General features: G+C 60.5%; 22 protein-coding genes and 2 pseudogenes. 11 read left to right on the top strand and 13 right to left on the bottom strand.

Annotated elements, in window-relative coordinates:
- Positions 1 to 176: 176 nt before the first annotated feature.
- The 4 genes and pseudogenes from VOM14_RS02055 to VOM14_RS02040 form a co-directional block, all read left to right on the top strand.
- Positions 177 to 674, top strand: a pseudogene (locus VOM14_RS02055) (DNA adenine methylase); the annotation flags it as partial.
- A gap of 521 nt (positions 675 to 1,195) precedes the next feature.
- Positions 1,196 to 1,732 (top strand): PAAR domain-containing protein, encoded by a 537-nt coding sequence (locus VOM14_RS02050; protein WP_327626991.1) that lies wholly within the window; start codon positions 1,196 to 1,198, stop codon positions 1,730 to 1,732.
- Between the two features lie 9 nt (positions 1,733 to 1,741).
- The gene (locus tag VOM14_RS02045) at positions 1,742 to 2,413 is read left to right on the top strand and encodes a M35 family metallo-endopeptidase (protein ID WP_327626990.1); all 672 of its coding nucleotides are present in this window, start codon (positions 1,742 to 1,744) and stop codon (positions 2,411 to 2,413) included.
- A gap of 76 nt (positions 2,414 to 2,489) precedes the next feature.
- Positions 2,490 to 2,834 carry a hypothetical protein gene (locus VOM14_RS02040; protein WP_327626989.1) on the top strand — a complete coding sequence of 115 codons (345 nt, stop codon included), beginning with the start codon at positions 2,490 to 2,492 and terminating at the stop codon, positions 2,832 to 2,834.
- A gap of 157 nt (positions 2,835 to 2,991) precedes the next feature.
- Here the strand turns inward: VOM14_RS02040 and VOM14_RS02035 are convergent.
- The 8 genes and pseudogenes from VOM14_RS02035 to VOM14_RS02000 all read right to left on the bottom strand — a co-directional run.
- Positions 2,992 to 3,260: pseudogene (locus VOM14_RS02035) on the bottom strand (nucleoside hydrolase); the annotation flags it as partial.
- Positions 3,257 to 3,646, bottom strand: coding sequence for a cytidine deaminase (locus tag VOM14_RS02030; protein ID WP_327626988.1), 390 nt, complete (start codon positions 3,644 to 3,646; stop codon positions 3,257 to 3,259). The pseudogene VOM14_RS02035 and the gene VOM14_RS02030, both read right to left, overlap by 4 nt.
- Before the next feature lie 126 nt (positions 3,647 to 3,772).
- Positions 3,773 to 3,982 (bottom strand): hypothetical protein, encoded by a 210-nt coding sequence (locus VOM14_RS02025; protein ID WP_327626987.1) that lies wholly within the window; start codon positions 3,980 to 3,982, stop codon positions 3,773 to 3,775.
- Positions 3,983 to 4,011: 29 nt separating this feature from the next.
- Positions 4,012 to 4,257 (bottom strand): hypothetical protein, encoded by a 246-nt coding sequence (locus VOM14_RS02020; protein ID WP_327626986.1) that lies wholly within the window; start codon positions 4,255 to 4,257, stop codon positions 4,012 to 4,014.
- A 126-nt stretch (positions 4,258 to 4,383) separates the two neighbouring features.
- On the bottom strand, positions 4,384 to 5,016 hold the full coding sequence (locus tag VOM14_RS02015) for a response regulator transcription factor (RefSeq protein WP_327626985.1): 633 nt from the start codon (positions 5,014 to 5,016) through the stop codon (positions 4,384 to 4,386).
- Entirely contained in the window at positions 5,013 to 6,644 is a 1,632-nt protein-coding gene (locus VOM14_RS02010) for a hybrid sensor histidine kinase/response regulator (protein ID WP_327626984.1), read from the bottom strand. Before VOM14_RS02010 ends, VOM14_RS02015 begins: the two co-directional genes overlap by 4 nt.
- On the bottom strand, positions 6,641 to 6,766 hold the full coding sequence (locus VOM14_RS02005; RefSeq protein ID WP_327626983.1) for a hypothetical protein: 126 nt from the start codon (positions 6,764 to 6,766) through the stop codon (positions 6,641 to 6,643). Before VOM14_RS02005 ends, VOM14_RS02010 begins: the two co-directional genes overlap by 4 nt.
- Positions 6,767 to 6,928: 162 nt before the next feature.
- A complete protein-coding gene (locus tag VOM14_RS02000; protein ID WP_327626982.1) occupies positions 6,929 to 7,249 on the bottom strand; it encodes a hypothetical protein in 321 nt (106 codons plus the stop codon).
- Positions 7,250 to 7,370: 121 nt separating this feature from the next.
- Here VOM14_RS02000 and VOM14_RS01995 point away from each other — a divergent pair, with 121 nt between their 5' ends.
- Together VOM14_RS01995 and VOM14_RS01990 are read left to right on the top strand one after the other, a co-directional pair.
- A complete protein-coding gene (locus VOM14_RS01995; RefSeq protein ID WP_327626981.1) occupies positions 7,371 to 7,550 on the top strand; it encodes a hypothetical protein in 180 nt (59 codons plus the stop codon).
- Positions 7,551 to 7,776: 226 nt separating this feature from the next.
- Positions 7,777 to 9,123, top strand: coding sequence for a class I SAM-dependent methyltransferase (locus VOM14_RS01990; protein ID WP_327626980.1), 1,347 nt, complete (start codon positions 7,777 to 7,779; stop codon positions 9,121 to 9,123).
- 76 nt (positions 9,124 to 9,199) lie between these two features.
- On the opposite strand, the gene VOM14_RS01985 is transcribed toward VOM14_RS01990, so the two are convergent.
- Positions 9,200 to 9,706, bottom strand: coding sequence for a universal stress protein (locus VOM14_RS01985; protein WP_327626979.1), 507 nt, complete (start codon positions 9,704 to 9,706; stop codon positions 9,200 to 9,202).
- A gap of 244 nt (positions 9,707 to 9,950) precedes the next feature.
- Between VOM14_RS01985 and VOM14_RS01980 the strand changes: the two genes are divergently transcribed.
- Both VOM14_RS01980 and VOM14_RS01975 read left to right on the top strand, forming a co-directional pair.
- Positions 9,951 to 10,136, top strand: coding sequence for a hypothetical protein (locus VOM14_RS01980; protein ID WP_327626978.1), 186 nt, complete (start codon positions 9,951 to 9,953; stop codon positions 10,134 to 10,136).
- Positions 10,137 to 10,173: 37 nt separating this feature from the next.
- A complete protein-coding gene (locus VOM14_RS01975; protein WP_327626977.1) occupies positions 10,174 to 10,332 on the top strand; it encodes a hypothetical protein in 159 nt (52 codons plus the stop codon).
- A gap of 25 nt (positions 10,333 to 10,357) precedes the next feature.
- Here VOM14_RS01975 and VOM14_RS01970 read toward each other — a convergent pair whose 3' ends face one another.
- The gene (locus tag VOM14_RS01970) at positions 10,358 to 10,747 is read right to left on the bottom strand and encodes a hypothetical protein (RefSeq protein ID WP_327626976.1); all 390 of its coding nucleotides are present in this window, start codon (positions 10,745 to 10,747) and stop codon (positions 10,358 to 10,360) included.
- A 54-nt stretch (positions 10,748 to 10,801) separates the two neighbouring features.
- Positions 10,802 to 11,119, bottom strand: a complete 318-nt coding sequence (locus tag VOM14_RS01965) for a DUF1840 domain-containing protein (RefSeq protein WP_327626975.1) — start codon at positions 11,117 to 11,119, stop codon at positions 10,802 to 10,804.
- A 324-nt stretch (positions 11,120 to 11,443) separates the two neighbouring features.
- Here VOM14_RS01965 and VOM14_RS01960 point away from each other — a divergent pair, with 324 nt between their 5' ends.
- The 3 genes from VOM14_RS01960 to VOM14_RS01950 all read left to right on the top strand — a co-directional run bounded on the left by VOM14_RS01960 (position 11,444) and on the right by VOM14_RS01950 (position 14,918).
- Positions 11,444 to 12,616 (top strand): HPP family protein, encoded by a 1,173-nt coding sequence (locus VOM14_RS01960; protein ID WP_327626974.1) that lies wholly within the window; start codon positions 11,444 to 11,446, stop codon positions 12,614 to 12,616.
- Between the two features lie 83 nt (positions 12,617 to 12,699).
- A complete protein-coding gene (locus tag VOM14_RS01955; RefSeq protein ID WP_327626973.1) occupies positions 12,700 to 13,116 on the top strand; it encodes a MarR family winged helix-turn-helix transcriptional regulator in 417 nt (138 codons plus the stop codon).
- Between the two features lie 2 nt (positions 13,117 to 13,118).
- Positions 13,119 to 14,918, top strand: a complete 1,800-nt coding sequence (locus VOM14_RS01950; RefSeq protein WP_327626972.1) for a chloride channel protein — start codon at positions 13,119 to 13,121, stop codon at positions 14,916 to 14,918.
- Between the two features lie 16 nt (positions 14,919 to 14,934).
- Here VOM14_RS01950 and VOM14_RS01945 read toward each other — a convergent pair whose 3' ends face one another.
- Positions 14,935 to 15,480, bottom strand: coding sequence for a DUF488 domain-containing protein (locus VOM14_RS01945; protein ID WP_327626971.1), 546 nt, complete (start codon positions 15,478 to 15,480; stop codon positions 14,935 to 14,937).
- A 146-nt stretch (positions 15,481 to 15,626) separates the two neighbouring features.
- The gene (locus VOM14_RS01940) at positions 15,627 to 17,069 is read right to left on the bottom strand and encodes an efflux transporter outer membrane subunit (RefSeq protein WP_327626970.1); all 1,443 of its coding nucleotides are present in this window, start codon (positions 17,067 to 17,069) and stop codon (positions 15,627 to 15,629) included.
- Between the last annotated feature and the right edge of the window lie 10 nt (positions 17,070 to 17,079).

The following is a 17,079-nucleotide window of genomic DNA, read 5'->3' as shown; positions in this document are numbered from 1 at the left end:
CGATGGCGGGTTCGACACGCTGATGGTGAAAGGCCTGTACGCCCCGTTTGCGCTGCTCACTTCTATAACTCCCTCAGGCAAGCGCTGCAGTCATTTCACAAACAGATCGCCGTCGATTCTCAGTACATACAAACCGGCCGAGGCGTGCGTATCAGTTCGGTTGATCAAAATTACGTATCCAGCGTGCGGCCCGTTTCTATTACCTTCAGCAGCATGCTTTTGGTGGCGAAGTCGACGGACAGACGTTCGGCACCGCGACCACTGCGCCTTCCGTGAACCTGCTGCGCATCGAGGAAAGCCTGTCGGCCGCGCATCTGCGCCTGGCTGCCGCGCATATCGAAAATATCGCGTGGGCGAACTGCATGGAACGCTACGACCGGCCGCATACGTTCTTTTACTGCGATCCGCCATACTGGCAGACCGAGGGCTATGGCGTGCCGTTCGCGTTCGAGGAGTATGAGCGGATGGCCGGCATCATGCGCTCATGCAAGGGCAAGGTGATGGTGAGCATCAACGATCACCCGGACATCCGGCGTGTGTTCGAAGGCCTCCATATGCTCGGGCTGGACATCCGGTACAGCGTCAACAACACCAGCGCCGGCAAGGCGCAGACGAGCCGCGAGCTGGTGATTACAAACTGGGAGCCTGGCACGCAGAACGGAGGACTCTTCTAGGCCCCATACAGCCGCGAGGCGTTTGGCAAGTACCGCAATGTCAAAAGTTGTCAGGTCTGCTCCGCACACATCTTCCGACCGGTACGATGGATTTTTTAACGCCACGGCATGCCAGCCTGGCTGGTTTCCTCTAAGGAGATGCTCGGGAGATGGGGCAGCGCAATTTCATTTTTGTCGGCGATCTGACAACGGCGAGCGGGGTTGTCACAACTGGGTTTGAGATGGAATGGATGGCCGCCGCCGCGTTTGCTGGGCTCACAAACGACGCACGGAACGGGAATTGAAGAGTCAGATACCCGCTACGCGCCCGATGGGTGCAAATCGTTGCTGCATGACGAGCAGTTCACGTTGCGCGACCAGAAGGCCGGCCCCCTGTCGCGAATGTGCGCTACCGGATCAGGACGGCATCCGGTCAGGTGGTGAGCGGCGTCACTGACGCGACAGGAAGAACGGAGCGCGTGCAATGCCCCGGCGCGGAAAAACTAACACTCGAAATCGCCCATGCATAAGGACACAAGCAAATGATGCGTCTGATTCTCTGCGTTGGTGACGAGCCCGAGACGGGCGGCCGCATCGAGCCCAGCCCGGTTCCGCCGTTCAAGTTCTATGGGCATCCGGCAACCTATATCGGTGCGCATGCCTACTGCTTCGCCTGCCGAAGCGTTGGCGTGATCGCGAAGACTGGTGGGCCGCGTCGCATGAAGCATCTCGGCCACGAAATTGCCCTCGACGGCGATACCCTGCTCTGCAAGTGCCCGAGGCATCCGCGGATGATCGCAGCTATGCAAAGCAACGCTCGTCATGACGACATGGCCGAGACAATGGGCGTTGTAACGCCCGGAGAGACCGGCGCAAATAACTGGATGGTCGGCGGGAGCCGCTTTGACGAGCAGTTCACGCTGCGGGATCAGACGTCCCACAAACCGTTAAGTGGCGTTGCATACCGGATCAGAGCCGCGTCAGGCGCGACCTTTACCGGTGTCACTGATGACAGTGGCCGGACGCAGCGCGTCAAGGTGCAGGGGCCAGAAAAACTCGTACTTGAAATCCAGGAATAAAGTAAAGAAATGCCAGTAGATGACTATGTGCACGTAGGCAACGGGCAAGCGAACACGACGGAGGAGTCAAATCAAGACGTGTTCCTGTCGCTCAACGGGCCTCCAATCTGCCCGAATGTGCCTGATTCGGAATTTCGAAAGAACGTCCTGCGATTGAGAGACAAGGCGATAATCTTGGTAGACAAGCGACTCGCCGAGTTGGTGAAATGGGATTCCGAAGCGCGAGCACGGGTCGCGGACTGGTTCGGCAGGAGCGACGCTGCCACGCGTGACTGCCTAATGTCTGGGTTCCCGAAACTGAAAACGGTGCTTCAAGGTCTCGAACCGAAGAATTTTCTACGAGCCTCCCTCGAGCTGGACCGGTATCTCGGATGCTTGCCGAACTTGAAGAGCGTCAAAGACGAAATTGCCCATGTTTGCGCGCCGAACACAGCCACACATACGATCTGCATTAGGGAAAACTTTTGTATATTGCCCGCTACTGACATGTTTGGGGAGTCGCAGTTAGCGACGATCATTCACGAAGCAACGCACTTCACTGACACGTTCGGCACTTTGGACAATATGTATGGGCTCAACTCGTACATGATGATCTGGGGTCGTTCGAATCCTAGTCTTGCCATCAACAACGCTGACAGCATTGCGGGGTATGTCGTCTATGGCGAAGAGAAGCATAGTTAATTATGCGATGCTAGTTTTGGCTATCGCTGCTGTACCGGTTCAAGCATGCCAATCATCGGGAAATCGGCCGGCCGAGGTGAAAGTCATACTGTTCGATAAAAATTCGGCGGTTGTTCCGTCAAAGGAAGTTGTGGACCTGGCTTCGTGGGCCATCGATATGAAGCAGAAGTATCCGATTCACCAATGGATGAGCATTGGAGGCAGGGCCGCACCCGACGAGGCCCAAGCGTCCGCGCTTGCCGCAAGCAGGGCTGCTGCGGTGAGGATGCTTACGGTGCAGTTCGGTCTAACCAAATCGCCGGTGGAAGCAAACAGCTATGTCAATACACCGGAAGCGGCGAAATTGAATGGGGAAAAGGCGAGGTCCGTGCTGATTGACCTGAACCCCGGCTGTCCGAACAACTGTTGCGATGCGCAATAGCGCAACGTGAGACGGAGAAGGAGTTCGATCGAGCCGCCTGAGGGCGGCTTTTTGCTGTCTTGAGAAGTGCCAAAAAGCCCGCAAAGCTGATCAATGAGCGACGTGACAAATGCATCGAAAAATAGTGTCAAACCCGGCGCGACGCTTCAGGCGCGATGTTGCCGAGCCCATCGTCGCCATGAATCCACGCGAGCGGCTGCGGCGCAGCGCGTTTGAGCGGCGCACCCGCGCCGCTCAAACGCGCACGCCGGGCGCAAACCGGCCCGCGAGAAAGCGCGCGTTGCGCGTGGTGGTCTCGATCGTCGCGTTGCCGAATACGCTCGTCACGCCGAGCAGTTCGAGATCCGGATGCAGCGCCTGAAAGACGAGCGCCATTGCATCGTCCACGCCAGGGTCCGTGTCGTAAATCAGCTTGTGCGTGCTCATAGATAAAACGCGTCCGGCAGTTGTTCGCGCGCCGTGGTGTCGCGCGTCGCGCCATGCAGATTGCCGAGGCGAATGGGCAACTCGGGGCCGCCCAGTTCGAGGATCACCTGACGGCACGCGCCGCACGGTGCAATCGGACCTTCCGTGTCGCCGATCACGGCCAAGGCGGCGAACTGATCGCGCCGATAACCCGCTGCGATCGCGCTGAAAAACGCGGTACGTTCCGCGCAATTGCACAAACCGTACGCCGCATTTTCAACGTTGCAGCCGTCGAAAATACGGCCGTCCCGAGTCAGCAATGCCGCGCCGACCTTGAAGGTCGAATACGGCGCATAGGCCTTTTCTCGCGCGAGCGCCGCGCGTTCCAGCAGTTCTTTCATGTTCATGCAGACGTCCTCGGATCAATGCAATGCGCAACCAGAAGAGTAGCAATGGTACGCGCAACGAGCGCATGCAGGCCACGGCTATCTGGCGCGCGGCAACGGCCGCAGAGAGAATGGACGAAAGCCGAATCAGTGAGACCTGGCGAAGAACACCACGGCGCCTTCCTGCGGCGTCAGGCCAAGATTGAAATAGCCTTCGAGACGCCCGGCATCGGCGTCATCGAGGGTAAACGGCGCGCGAATGAAGCCGGACACGACAGCATGGTCGTACCACACGCTCATCCACATGCGCAGCGCTAACACTTCCGGTGAAGCAAAACCCCATTCTTCATGGCTCATGATTCTGTCTCCGTCACGCGTCTCGCCGCTTACGCGGTCATCGTGAACAGGCTCATCGCCAGCCGTCGCTCAGGCGGAAAGACATGCCAGAAGCCGTCGCCATGGCGAAAGAAAAACAACGTCAGCACGCCGGATTCGCGTTGCGCCTCGACACAGACGCAGCGTCTGAGTCCCGGCAGCGGGCACGGCTGCAACTGCACGCGAGCCGATCCCGCGCCTGTCGCCTCCAGCCACTTCTCGATGAGTTCGCGTAATGTTCGTTCTGACGCTGCCATACATCCTCCGCTGGTCCATCCACGCATCGTAAGGCGGCGGCGGCAATGCCTCCATCGGCGGCGGCGGAATGTCGATTCAGGAATGCCTGTTTCGCGCTTCAGGATTTCCTGACGTGTTTGCACGGCTCATTCGGCGACGAGTCCGTGCCGGATCGCATAGCGAATCAGGTCCGCGTTATTGGCGAGCCCGAGCTTCTGCATCAGCCGCATTTTGTGCGTGCTGATGGTTTTCGCGCTGAGCGCCAGGTCGTCGGCGATGTCATTCAGACTCTTGCCGAGCGCGAGCATTTGCAGAACCTGAAACTCGCGGTCGGACAGTATTTCGTGAGGCGGCGCATCGCCGGAATAGGTTTCGAATACGATGCCTTCCACGAGCTTTGGGTCGATGAAGCGGCCGCCTTCCGCCAGCTTGCGAATCGCCGCGAGCAGCACGTCGGGGTTGCTGTCTTTCGTGACATAACCGGTTGCGCCCGCACGCAACGCCCGCGAGACGACCTGCGCTTCGTTATGGATGCTCAGCACGAGAACCGGCAGCGAAGGACGCTCCGCGCGCACGCGCCGGATCAGATCGACACCGCTGATGCCGGGCATCGTCATGTCGAGCAGTAACAGATCGACCTGACATGTCCGCAGTTTGTCGATCACTTCCGAACCTTGCGCCGCTTCGCCCGCGACCACGATGTCGGGCGTCGTTTCGATTATCTGCTTGAGACCGCCGCGCACCAGCGGGTGATCGTCGGCAATCAGAAGGTTGATCATGTTTGAAGCCCATCCTGAAGCGGTATATGAATCGACACCGAAGTACCCGTGCCCGGCGCGCTGTCGATCAGCAACGAACCGCCTATCAGACGCGCACGCTCGCCCATGCCGAGCAAGCCATACGAATAGTCTCTTCGCGCGGCGTCCTGATCGAAGCCGCAGCCGTCGTCGCTGACGTGCAGGTCCAATGCCGTTGCCGTACTCGTTAGCGTGACGTCGGCTCGCGTTGCGCGTGCGTGACGCGCGACATTCGTCAGCGAGGCCTGCACGATGCGAAACATGGCGGTTGCGTGCGCATCGGAAAGCACGGGCTCGTTGCCGTTCAGTCGAAACTGGCAGGCCAGTCCGCTGCGCCGCCCGAAATCGTCGACGAGCCATTCGAGCGCCGACACGATGCCGTAATTCAGCGCGGCGGGCCGCAAGTGACTTGCGACATTGCGCACCATCCAGATAGTTCGCTCGACCAGTTCGCGCATGTCGTCGGTTCGTTTCGCGACTTCCTGATCGCCGGACAGGCGCATTTTCAGCAGCGACACATCCATCTTGAGGGCAGTGAGCAGTTGGCCCAATTCATCATGTATTTCCATCGCGATACGCTTTCTCTCTTCTTCGCGAATGGCCTCCATATACGCGGACAACTCACGCAATTGCTCGCGCGATTCGACCAGTTCCTGCTCGATCCGCTTGCGCTCGCTAATGTCGTTCAGGCCAACAAAAATCGCGGGCGCGTCGTCGTATGTCGCGACGCGCGCGGTCGCGATGGCCCAGAACGTCGTGCCGTCCGCGCGCCTGAAATGCACCTCGCCATTGCGAAAACTTCCTTCATGACGCAAATGTTCGACTAGCACGTCGCGCTCCGCTTCGTCGGCATACAGCTCGGCAATATTCGCGACATGCGTGCGCACGTAGTCGATGCCGAAGAGTTCGCGCAATGGCTTATTCGTATAGAGAATGCGGCCCTCGGGCATCGACGTGATGCACAGCGGCACCGGACTCGTTTCGACAATCGTGCGAAAACGAAACTCGCTCGCGACGAGCCGCGCTTCGGCGCGTCGGCGTTCCTCGATCTGCGACTGGAGCGTCGCGTTCGCGCGCGCGAGTTCGTCGGTGCGCTGCGCGACGCTCACTTCAAGCCCGTCGCGCACGCGTGACAACGCGGCCTCGGCCCGCTGACGCACAAGCACTTCTTCATGCAGTTGCCGGTTCTGCGCAATCAGTTTCTGATGCATGCCGCGCAGCGCGAGATGCGTGCTGATGCGCGCCATCATTTCGTCGACGTGCACGGGTTTCGTGAGGTAATCCACACCGCCCGCCGAAAAGCCCTCGACCATGTCCTCGCTGCCGGTGAGCGACGTCATGAAGATCACGGCGATGTCGCGCGTGCGCGCGTCGGACTTGAGCCGCCGGCAGGTTTCGAAACCGTCTATGCCCGGCATTCTCACATCGAGCAGAATCAGATCGGGCGACGACAACTGGGCGCGTTGAATCGCCTCCGTTCCGTCGAGCGCAACGAGCACTCTGAAGCCGCGCGCCACCAGACTCTCGACCACGACGGCGAGGTTGGCCGGGTTGTCGTCTGCGATCAATACGGTCGGCGGATCATGGGCGGAAAGAGACGCGTCGTTCATGGTGCGGCCTTGCTGTGCAGTTGTTCCTGAACGGGATTCAGCAGCGCCCTCGACTGATAGCCTTTCGCGAGGTTGAGAATGCACGCGGCGAACGGCGCGTATTGCGCATCCTGCGCTGCCATGCGTTCGGCCCATTGCGCGACTTCCTGCCTATCGCAGTTCCTGTTCCGCGCTCGTACGGCGACTGCGGTTTATCGGCGACCCACTTGAAAAAAGCGGTTGCTGTGTTTTGACGTCATGCGCGAGCGCTGCGCTATTCGGTGCTCCTCGCGAGCGCTTTCAATTCATGACAGCAGCCGGATTCCCATTAAGCCTGCCGGCTCGGGGACTGCGCGAACGAGCAGATCGTCCACGCAATCGGCCAGTTCGAGAAGCATGTCCCCGGTTGTGCCATCCAGCTCGGCCGGATGCGACTTTCTGAGTTCCCGCAACGTCTCGCCGACTCGCCGGATCGCCTTCGGCCCGCTATCGACGAGCGGCCAGCAATGCATCAGATATCCCAGCGGCGTAATGCTGCGCCGCTCGCACCAGATATCGAATAGCCGGAAGCAGATCGAGTTGATGTGCTCCACCTCATTTTCACGCTCCGACAGATAGGGAATCATGTGCTGTTACCGGCTTAGACCGTTTCGACGCGTCAATCATAGAACGACAGTAATCGCATCACAGTCAGGCAGCGCGGAGAATCCGCGAAGGGTATCCCTATTCGACAGTAAGGAAATCCTGATGAACATCGCGGCTAAAAAGCACGCGCGTTCGCAGCAACCGGCCTTGCCGCGGATATATGCGGCGCCCAACGCCGCACGTACAAATCCCCTGCGCAGCATGATGCTTTTGACATTCAATGAGGTGCGCCCGAGCTTCTTTGGGCGCCCCGGTTATGAAAGCATGGTGTCACTAGCATGAAAGCCTTGCAATGAGGGAAAGTGTGGCGGTGGCGAATGCAGGAAAACCCTGAGCCGCATGCAAAGGAAGTCAGAGGGAAACTATCCGGATAGCTAAGTGTTTTTAGACGATCCATTATTCGAATTGGCAACAGGCTCCGCCTGAACATCGACAGGTTTGCGTTGCCGGCGCGGCATGAATGATGCTCGGTTGAAGCACCGCAACGTGGCTGCCAGGAGGACAAACCATGACGCTCTCGAGTCTTTTGCGTTCATCCGCTGAACAACAGATCGCCGGCCTGCCGGTACCCGTGTCCGTGACGCTGCCCGACGGCCAGCACATCGGCGCGCAAGAGCCGCGTTTGTCGTTCGTGATACGCGACAGGCTGGCGCTGCTGCATCTGAGGCAAGGCGCAATCGGGCGGCTGGCGGAAGACTACGTGGAAGGCCGCCTCGAAATCGAGGGGAACATGCATGACCTGATGGCGGTCGCGCCCGCGCTCTTGCGCAGCGACCCGACACACGAAACGCATGGCTGGCTGATGAGTCACATCAACGATACGCGTCGCGCCATCTGGGCACACACGCATCATAGTCGTGCAAAAGACGCCGCCCAGGTGCAGCATCATTACGATGTCTCCGACGACTTTTACGCGCTGTGGCTCGACCCGTTGCGCGTGTACTCGTGTGCGTATTTTTCAAAACCCTCCATGTCTCTTGCCGAGGCGCAGCAAGCGAAGCTCGATCACATCTGCCGGAAGCTGATGCTGCGCTCAGGCGAGCGTTTTCTCGATGTGGGCGCCGGCTGGGGCGGGCTGTTGCTGTGGGCTGCGGAACACTACGGCGTTGCCGCCACGGGCATCACGCTGTCGAAAAACCAGCATGCGTACGTCAACCGGCGCATCGAGCAGAAAGGACTGCAAGAGCGCGTCAAAATGCTATTGCTGGACTATCGCGACATCGACGAATCGGTGCCTTTCGACAAGATCGCGTCGGTCGGCATGTGCGAGCACGTGGGCCGTCCGAACCTGCCGGTGTACTTTGCAAAAATGCGGCGATTGCTGAGACCAGGCGGTCTCATGATGAATCACAGCATTACTGCCGGCGGCGTCGACAATCCGGACGTGGGCGGCGGCATGGGCGAATTCATCGACAAATACATTTTTCCGGGCGGTCAACTCGTACACGTCAGCGTGATGATGGAGGCCATGACGCGCGGCAATCTCGAACCCGTGGACGCCGAATGCCTGCGTCCCCATTACGCGCGAACGCTATGGCATTGGGCCGATGCACTCGAGGCTCGTCTCGATGATGCGCGCCGCGTGCTGGGCAACGATGCGGAGAAGATCATTCGCGCGTACCGGCTTTATCTGGCCGGCTCCGCGATGGGATTCGAGCTTGGGTGGACGTCGCTCTTTCAGATCGTCGCGTCGCGCCCCTCCGAGACGATCAGGTCAGATAGCCACGCGGCCGGTCGTATCGCCCATGCTCGCAGTGACTATCCGTTCAATCGCACCTATATGTATCAGCCAGATGCAGCGCAAGAGCACGCGCTCGAACACGTGGACAGCGCAAGCGTGACAACGCTGCGTTGATTCATCTCGTTGATTCATCTCGTTGATTCATCTCGTTGATTCATCTTTATCTCCGGGCGACACGCGCCGGCCTGCGTCACGAATGCTCGGCCGGCAACGCCGTTTCACCAACGCCCGAGGTGCCGACCGTTTGCGCGCCGGTTGCCGTTTCAGGCCCCATCGTGACAAGCACGCTGCAACTCACCCTGTCGAGCAACAGGCCGTCGGTTCGGCCGCCCCACCACCGCGCGAGCCGGCTGGTTCGATGGTGTCCCACCACGATCAGATCGACATTCAGGTCCTTGGCGAAAAAAGGAATCTGATCGAGCGGGTCGCCAATCGCAAAGTGCCCTGTTGCGCGAATTCCCCGTGCCGCGAGTTTCTTCAGGCCTTCTTCGAGCACACTTTTCACCGAGTCGCTGATGATTTCGGTCGGTACCGCGGAAGTAATGTCCGCGCCTTGCACCCACGCAAAATTATTGATGACGGAGAGCAAATGCACTTCGGCTGCGAGATTCTGCGCGAGACGCGCGCCGTCTGCGAGCGCGTGCTGTCCTTCGCCGGTTCCGTCATAACAGAGAAGAATGCGATTAAAGGCCGACATGTCGCTCTCCCTTGTGTCCATTGCAAGGCTCTAACGCAATTTCGAATCCCGCAAATCCAGTATATGTCAATCCGTGATAGATGTTGCAACGCCGCGCCGAGTGCCGCGCGAGTGTCGCGCCACTGCCCCATGAGTACATTAAACATCAATTCCTATATATATCAAAACGTGACATATACTGTTTGCAAGGGCAACCGATACGACATGCTGTCGGTTCGGAGCGCGGCTCGCATGGGAGGATCAAATGATCATTGGCAACGACTTCGAAATCGGCTATCTGCTCATCGCCTTTGCGCTGCTCGGCATCATTCTGATCGGCACTTTGCTCGATACATTGCATATGCAAAGGCTGCATCCACGGCTCATTGGCGCGGCGGTCGGCGCGCTTGTCGGCTTCGCGCTGATCGAGGCCGTGCCGCTGCTTACCTGAGCGCGCGAGCAGCGCGCCATGATGCTGGAGACGCGTCATGATGGATCTCCTCGTGCAGTTGGCAGTCGCCGGCGCAATACTCGTGCTGGTCGTTTTTTCCGTGGTCGCACAAGGGCGCCGCGCCGGTCTGCGCGAACGGCTTCGTCACACTGACGCGCGTCGGCATTGGTGGAACCGGACTCGGAACGGGCATTGATTGCCCCACGCGGGAAAGAGGCGCGCTACGACTGCGGCCAGAGAAAGAAAACGTGCCTGTCGTCCGCCTTCGGATGCACTGGCGCCAATGTCGTGCCTCGCACCATGCGCCATTTGCGGCTTCGCTGACAACAACCCTTCGGCCACCTCACCAGCAAGATGGGCGCTCCGGCGACCATATCGAGCATGGTCGCGCCATACACGCCGGCCACGGTGATCGGAATGTCGGCGAAATACGGCGACGGCGCGCTCCGCGCCGGCCGCGCACTGCTTAGCGGCTGGTTGCGTGGCGCCACAATACCGGCACCGGCGAAATGGCGCTCATTCGCTTGCGCGATTGCGGGCCAGACAATCAATGCGGCGACACTTGCCGCGAGCAGCTTCGCGAGGCGCCGCTTTGACAAATAACGGTCCATCTTTCTCTTTCGTGGCACTGGCAACCGGCACAGCGCCAGCGTGATAACGCCTTGTTAAAGGCCCCAGATGATGTCCGCGCCGCGCTTGCTCGCTTCCCGCATCATGTCCAGAAACGGCCATGCGCGTTGCGAAAGCCCGTTGTGCGACTCCCTTCGATTACCCGGCGAGCAATGCAGTGCTTCGAGCGCGACTTCCGCGGTAGCGTCTTCCGTGATGGCGGATTCGAGCCGGTTGATCGCGCCCGGCAGTTCGTCGTGCATGATGACGCCCCGCTCATTCAGACGCTTGCCTATCAAACCCAGCAGGTATTGGGCAAGGTCACGGAGCATCACCACGTCCGGGGATGCAGTGGATTGAAAAGTGATCAGCATGTTAGCTCCTCTTCCAATGCGCGGGACCGTGTCACAGCGAGGCAAATGCTCTCCCGCCTCGCTGGGGCCGGGCGCGATGCGCGTGCATCCATTTTATATCACAACGTGATTTAAATGAAATGTACACCTCACGCCGAACGGCCTGAAAAGCGAGTCCGCGGCGATTCGTTGCGTAACCGGCGCTCGTCGCGCATTCGGGGTCGGAATCGATGCAGAGGCGTTTTATATCATATTGAAATATAATTATGACCAGACGGTATTCGCTTTGCCAGGGGTTTCCCCGTATCGTCGCACCCTACAATCGACTAATTTGCCCTTCGTACCTTGTCCCGCTCTCTCGTATTGCGCTGGTTTTCCAGCTTCATTCCCCTGCCGGTTACCGTCAGATGGCAGGAGCGCGCGCGCTCCTCTCTTGGCGCGCTGCTCGGCATTGCATTTACCGGCGGGTCGATGTACCTGCTCCTCGGCTCCGGCGCGAACATTCCGCTACTCGTCGCGCCGATGGGCGCCTCGGCCGTGTTGCTGTTTGCCGTGCCGGCGAGTCCGCTCGCGCAACCGTGGTCGATCATCGGCGGCAATCTGGTGTCCGCGACGATCGGCGTGACCTGCGCGAACGTCATTGCCGACCCGACGCTCGCGGCGGCCATGGCCGTTGCGCTTGCTATCTGCGGGATGTTCGCGTTGCGCTGCGTGCACCCGCCTTCGGGCGCGGTCGCACTGACCGCGGTGCTCGGCGGTCCCGCCATTCATGCGCTGGGCTACCGGTTCGTGCTGGAGCCGATTGCGATCCAGTCCGCCGCGCTGCTGGCAGCCGCCCTCGCCTATCACGCCGCGACAGGTCACCGCTATCCGCATTCGGTGCGGCCGGCGCGCGGCGCCGCGGGTAGCACCGCGGATGCCGCCTCGCGTGCCGGCTTCACTCGCGCCGACCTGGAGGCCGTATTGAAGCGCCGCAGCGAGATGCTCGACATCGACCCGACCGATCTCGAATCGCTGCTGCGCGAAACGCAGCTTCAGGCCTTCTCGCGCAGCTTCAATGAGCTGACGTGCGAAAACATCATGTCGCGTCACGTCGTGTCGGTATCGGCTGCGACGCGTGCGGCGGCGGCATGGGCGCTATTGAAACGCAACAAGGTGAAGGCGCTTCCGGTGATCGACGCGGAGCACAGCCTGATCGGCATCGTGACGCGCGCCGACCTGGTCGATAAACGGATCTTTGGTTCGTTCTCGCCGTTCGTGACGTATTTCGACGGATGGCTGCGCGGCGATCCGCGGCGCGCACCGAATGTCGGCGGCGTGATGACCACCGACGTCGCCACCGTCAGAGCCAACGCGCCGATCACCGACCTCGTGCCGATGTTCGCAAACTACGGTCACCACCATATTCCGGTGCTCGATTCCGTGGGGCACGTGGTCGGCATGATTACGCAGGTCGATCTGATCTCCGGCCTGTATCGTCAGACCGTAGCGAACGTGCAGCACGCTCAAGCCGCGTGATTACCGCTTAATTGCCGCGCCTTTACCGCGAATTACATCATTATGTGATATAATTTTCGTTTATTTGCATTGGCAGACGATCAATGAAAGAACGGGTTCGCGGGCTGAGCAAGGTCGACTTTGAACAGCTGTCGGAGTTTCGCTATCAGATGCGGCGCTTCGAACGGTTCTCGGAGCAGGCCGCGCAGAGCGAGGGCATCACGCCGCTGCAATATCTGTTGCTGCTGCATATCAAGGGCTATCCGCAGCGCGACTGGGCCACTGTCGGCGAACTGGCGGAGCGTTTGCAGGCGCAGCATCACGGCGTCGTGGCGCTCGTGTCGCGCTGCGAAGCGCTCAGCCTCGTGCGCCGCCAGACGAGCGAAACCGATCGCCGCCAGGTCGAAGTTCACCTTGAAAAAGCGGGGGAACGGGTGCTTGCGAGACTCGCGGAGCTTCACCGCGCCGAGCTGACCTCGCTTGAGGGCGCATTTCAGGTTCCACAAATCGACTTCGACTAAATATGAGCATGGATTCTCACAAGCGGGACTTTTCCGCCAACGCACGCCTGCCAGGCATTTTCGTTCTGGCCGCATGCATTGGCGCGGTCAGCACGTTCGCAGCTTTTGTATTGCTGAACCTGATTCGTCTGTTCACGAATCTGTTCTTCTTCGGCACGTTGTCGTTCGCCGAACATTCACCTGCTCTTAACAACCTCGGCCTGTGGGTCATTGCCGTGCCGGTGATCGGCGGCCTTATCGTCGGAATGATGGCGCGTTTCGGCTCCGAAAAAATCCGCGGGCACGGCATTCCCGAAGCGATCGAAGCCATCCTGTTCGGCAAGAGCAAGATGTCGCCGAAAGTCGCGGTGCTCAAGCCGTTGTCGTCGGGCATCGTGATCGGCAGCGGCGGCCCGTTCGGCGCCGAAGGCCCGATCATCATGACCGGCGGCGCGCTCGGTTCGCTGATCGCACAGTGCTTCAAGGTTACGTCGGCGGAACGCAAGACGCTGCTCGTCGCGGGCGCCGCGGCGGGCATGACCGCCGTGTTCGGCACGCCGGTGGCGGCCGTGTTGCTCGCGGTGGAACTGCTGCTGTTCGAATGGCGGCCGCGCAGTTTTCTGCCGGTTGCCGTGGCGTGCGCGGTCGCGGGATTTGCGCGCGCGGCGTTCTTCGGCACAGGCCCGCTGTTTCCGCTGCAAACCGCCGCGCCCGATGGCTGGTCGCTGTTTTCGTGCCTGATTGCAGGGCTTTTGTCGGGCGCGCTCGCGTCGGGACTTTCCTCAGCGCTCTATAAAACCGAAGATCTGTTCGGCAAGCTGCCTATCCACTGGATGTGGTGGCCCGCGCTCGGCGGCGTGATCGTCGGCATCGGCGGATGGCTCGAACCGCGCGCGCTCGGCGTGGGTTATGACGTGATCGGCGATCTGCTGCATCAGCACATTGCATTGCAGATCGCGCTTTTGCTGCTCGCCGTGAAAGCGGTCATGTGGGTCGTCGCGCTCGGCTCCGGCACGTCGGGCGGCGTGCTCGCGCCGCTGCTGATGCTCGGCGCGGGACTCGGCACTGTTCTGTCGCACTGGCTGCCTGGCAACGAACCTGCATTGTGGCCGCTCGTCTGCATGGCGGCCACGCTCGGCGCGACGCTCGGTGCGCCGCTCACCGCAATCGTGTTTGCGTTCGGCCTCACGCATGACAGCAACGCGCTGTTGCCGCTCCTGACCGCGACGCTCGTCGCGCACGGCTTCGCAACGGTCACCATGCGCCGCTCGATCATGACAGAGAAAATCGCGCGTCGCGGCTATCACATCTATCGCGAATATGGTGTCGATCCGCTGGAGCGTCATCACGTGGATGAAGTCATGACCGCTTCGGTCGATTCGATCGATGCCGGCATGACCGTCGGCGCGGCGCTAGACAAGTTCTTCGGCGCGGCGCAAACGCGTCGCGCCTATCCGGTCGTGCGTGAAGGCGCGGTGATCGGCGTGGCGGATCGCGCATCGCTCGAACGATTCCGCGACGAAGACACGAACATCCGGCCGGGCATGAGCGTAGCGAACGTGTTCAGTCACCGGGCTCCAGCGTTTGCGCTACCGTCCGAAACTTGCCGCCTCGTCGCGACGAGACTGGCTGTGCATAGCCTGGAACGTCTGCCCGTGGTGGCCGACGCGAAGTCGATGCGTCTCGTCGGCATCGTGTCGCGCAGTGACCTCGTCAAGCCGTCGCTCACCCACTTCGAAGAAGAACACAAGATGGAGCGTTTCCGCCGGCTCACGCCCGCGCGCAGCAAGCGCCGGTTTGCTCCGGTCGGCAAAGCGGGCTAAGTGTGTTTCGTCCGCTTCAGTGTGAAGCGGACTCTGCCGGATATACCAGCAAACCATCCGGCTGCGCCTGCGCAGCCGGCGTGATAGTCGCTGCGTTCACGTGGTGGGCGTCCATGATGTGCCACACCTCTTCCCCACGCATCAGCAGGTAATCTGTGATGATGCGCCGGTGGCAACGCCACCACACTGCTTCCGAACACATGATCGCGCAACGGCGGCGGTGACCGAGTTCGCGCAGCTCCGCAAGACCATTCTGGAAAGTTTCCGTCATTGCGTAATCGGCGTAGTTACGGAACGCAGGGTGCGTCCAATACTCATTCACCGAAGGGCCTTCGTCTTTGCGACGGCCACGCCGCCCACCTAGTTCCGCCAGATGCAGGTACTCGATATGAGCGGGCGCCAGCGAGTCCGGCAGCGTCTCGCGGTTGAACTGCGGATTGGTGCGTGAGCGTGGAATGCTGCGAACGTCGACCAATGCTTCGACATCCGAAATTTTTAGCAAATCGATGAAATCGGACAGCGCGCGGGTGGAATGCCCGATCGTGAAGAAGGGTCGCGTCATCGTGACCTCGCCGGTTTCGGGGTAGGCATTGGATTGTATCGCCGGGAAAGCGCAAATCAAGTGCGCCTTCCTCTCGCATGATCCACACGCATTTCGCGTGCCTGCCCGATTCGCAAGCTGCGGGAGTTTCAGGTCGCGTCACAGCCTCAATTATTCGATGCAACCGGCGAAGCCGCCGTCACTGTGCCCGCCACATCCCAACCGCCTCCCAGCGAACGATACAGCGCGACAGCAGCCAGTGCATGCTCGCGTTTGGCCTGATTCAACGACTCGGCGTCGCGCAGATACGCCTCTTGCGCGGTCAGTACATCGAGGAAACTCGACGCGCCGCCCTTGTACAGTTCGCTCGATAGACGCAACGCGTGATTCGATGCATCGAGCGCGCCGCCAAGACGCTCGACTTGCACGGCGCCATTCACCAACTCGCTGCGGTTGTCTTCAATCTCCTTCAACGCTTCGAGCATCGTCTGTCGCAAGCGGAGTTGCGACTCGCGCATGCGGCTCTCGCTCGCGTCGATATTCGCGGTGATCCGGCCCGCGTTGAAGATCGGACTTGTCGCGTTCAATGCGGCGCTGAAGAGGTTGTCGGTCAGCGTGGGCAGTCCGAGGTACGACGAGGCCAGCAAGCCGTCAGTGAGATTGAGCCTGAACTTCGGATAGCGCTCCGCCTTCGACACACCCACTTCAGCCGCGCGCTGTTCGACGGTGGCATACGCCGTGCGCACGTCGGGCCGCTGCAAAAGCGCTTCGGAAGGCAGCGTTCGCGGCACGCTTTGCGTGGGCACCGGAACCTCTCGCGCATTCGCGAGCAGCAGATCATCCACGCTTTCCGGCGTGCGTCCCGAGTACACCGCGATCAAACTGAGCTGATGCTGCACTGCTGTCTGCACGCGCGGGATTTGCGCCTGCAAATCCCGCAACTGATTCTGCGCTCGCGCGACATCGAGTTGCGTCGACAATCCGTAGTGCAACCGCTGTTGTGTGAGCTTCAACGCATGCGCGCGAATCTGCTCGTTCTCGCTGAGAATCTGCAATTGCGTCTGCGCCCAACGCAGATCGATATAAGCAGCAGCCGTATTCGCGGCGAGCGCGAGCCGCACCTGATTCAGCGCGGACTGACGTCCGGACAGTTGAGCCTGCGCTGCCAGAACGGCCAGACGTTCGCCGCCGAATACATCCGGCGTCCAGCTCGCGGTCAAGCCGACACCGGCTTGACGCACATAACCGAGCGGCGGCGGTGTGTTCTGACGTGAATCCGATGCGTGCGCGCTGGCATTCAATTCCGGCAGCAACGCGGCGCGGTTCTGCGTCACCAGGTCCTGTGCCTGCTTGACGCGCTCCGTTGCCGCCTGCACGTCGAGATTGCCGGTCAACACCGAGTCGATCAGTTCATGCATGACGGGGTCGCCAAACTGCTCCCACCACGCGGTCGCATTCACACTGTCTTGCGGGGCGTCGACATTCCACGCGGCCGGCGCGAGGGTCTTCACCGTTTGCGGCAAATCCGCATGCGTCGCCGGTTGCACCGCGCACGCAGCAAGCGTGAGGAAGGCGGCGCTGGCAAGCACCTTGATAGCGATCGTTTTCATCTTGAAGTCC

Origin of the sequence: Paraburkholderia sp. MPAMCS5 (assembly GCF_036016995.1) — a bacterium.
Taxonomy (GTDB): Bacteria; Pseudomonadota; Gammaproteobacteria; order Burkholderiales; family Burkholderiaceae; genus Paraburkholderia.
This window is presented reverse-complemented; position numbering and strand designations above follow the sequence as displayed.

Excerpts from the sequence above, each read along its gene's own strand:
- VOM14_RS01965 (WP_327626975.1), bottom strand. The coding sequence starts at position 11,119 with ATGCTGATCACTTTTCAATCCACTGCATCCCCGGACGTGGTGATGCTC.
- VOM14_RS02015 (WP_327626985.1), bottom strand. The coding sequence starts at position 5,016 with ATGATCAACCTTCTGATTGCCGACGATCACCCGCTGGTGCGCGGCGGT.
- VOM14_RS01950 (WP_327626972.1), top strand. The coding sequence starts at position 13,119 with ATGAGCATGGATTCTCACAAGCGGGACTTTTCCGCCAACGCACGCCTG.
- VOM14_RS01995 (WP_327626981.1), top strand. The coding sequence starts at position 7,371 with ATGAACATCGCGGCTAAAAAGCACGCGCGTTCGCAGCAACCGGCCTTG.
- VOM14_RS01940 (WP_327626970.1), bottom strand. The coding sequence starts at position 17,069 with ATGAAAACGATCGCTATCAAGGTGCTTGCCAGCGCCGCCTTCCTCACG.
- VOM14_RS01990 (WP_327626980.1), top strand. The coding sequence starts at position 7,777 with ATGACGCTCTCGAGTCTTTTGCGTTCATCCGCTGAACAACAGATCGCC.
- VOM14_RS01945 (WP_327626971.1), bottom strand. The coding sequence starts at position 15,480 with ATGACGCGACCCTTCTTCACGATCGGGCATTCCACCCGCGCGCTGTCC.
- VOM14_RS01980 (WP_327626978.1), top strand. The coding sequence starts at position 9,951 with ATGATCATTGGCAACGACTTCGAAATCGGCTATCTGCTCATCGCCTTT.
- VOM14_RS02025 (WP_327626987.1), bottom strand. The coding sequence starts at position 3,982 with ATGAGCCATGAAGAATGGGGTTTTGCTTCACCGGAAGTGTTAGCGCTG.
- VOM14_RS01985 (WP_327626979.1), bottom strand. The coding sequence starts at position 9,706 with ATGTCGGCCTTTAATCGCATTCTTCTCTGTTATGACGGAACCGGCGAA.
- VOM14_RS01975 (WP_327626977.1), top strand. The coding sequence starts at position 10,174 with ATGATGGATCTCCTCGTGCAGTTGGCAGTCGCCGGCGCAATACTCGTG.
- VOM14_RS02000 (WP_327626982.1), bottom strand. The coding sequence starts at position 7,249 with ATGATTCCCTATCTGTCGGAGCGTGAAAATGAGGTGGAGCACATCAAC.
- VOM14_RS02010 (WP_327626984.1), bottom strand. The coding sequence starts at position 6,644 with ATGAACGACGCGTCTCTTTCCGCCCATGATCCGCCGACCGTATTGATC.
- VOM14_RS02030 (WP_327626988.1), bottom strand. The coding sequence starts at position 3,646 with ATGAACATGAAAGAACTGCTGGAACGCGCGGCGCTCGCGCGAGAAAAG.
- VOM14_RS02045 (WP_327626990.1), top strand. The coding sequence starts at position 1,742 with ATGCCAGTAGATGACTATGTGCACGTAGGCAACGGGCAAGCGAACACG.
- VOM14_RS02050 (WP_327626991.1), top strand. The coding sequence starts at position 1,196 with ATGATGCGTCTGATTCTCTGCGTTGGTGACGAGCCCGAGACGGGCGGC.
- VOM14_RS02020 (WP_327626986.1), bottom strand. The coding sequence starts at position 4,257 with ATGGCAGCGTCAGAACGAACATTACGCGAACTCATCGAGAAGTGGCTG.
- VOM14_RS01970 (WP_327626976.1), bottom strand. The coding sequence starts at position 10,747 with ATGGACCGTTATTTGTCAAAGCGGCGCCTCGCGAAGCTGCTCGCGGCA.
- VOM14_RS01955 (WP_327626973.1), top strand. The coding sequence starts at position 12,700 with ATGAAAGAACGGGTTCGCGGGCTGAGCAAGGTCGACTTTGAACAGCTG.
- VOM14_RS02005 (WP_327626983.1), bottom strand. The coding sequence starts at position 6,766 with ATGGCAGCGCAGGATGCGCAATACGCGCCGTTCGCCGCGTGCATTCTC.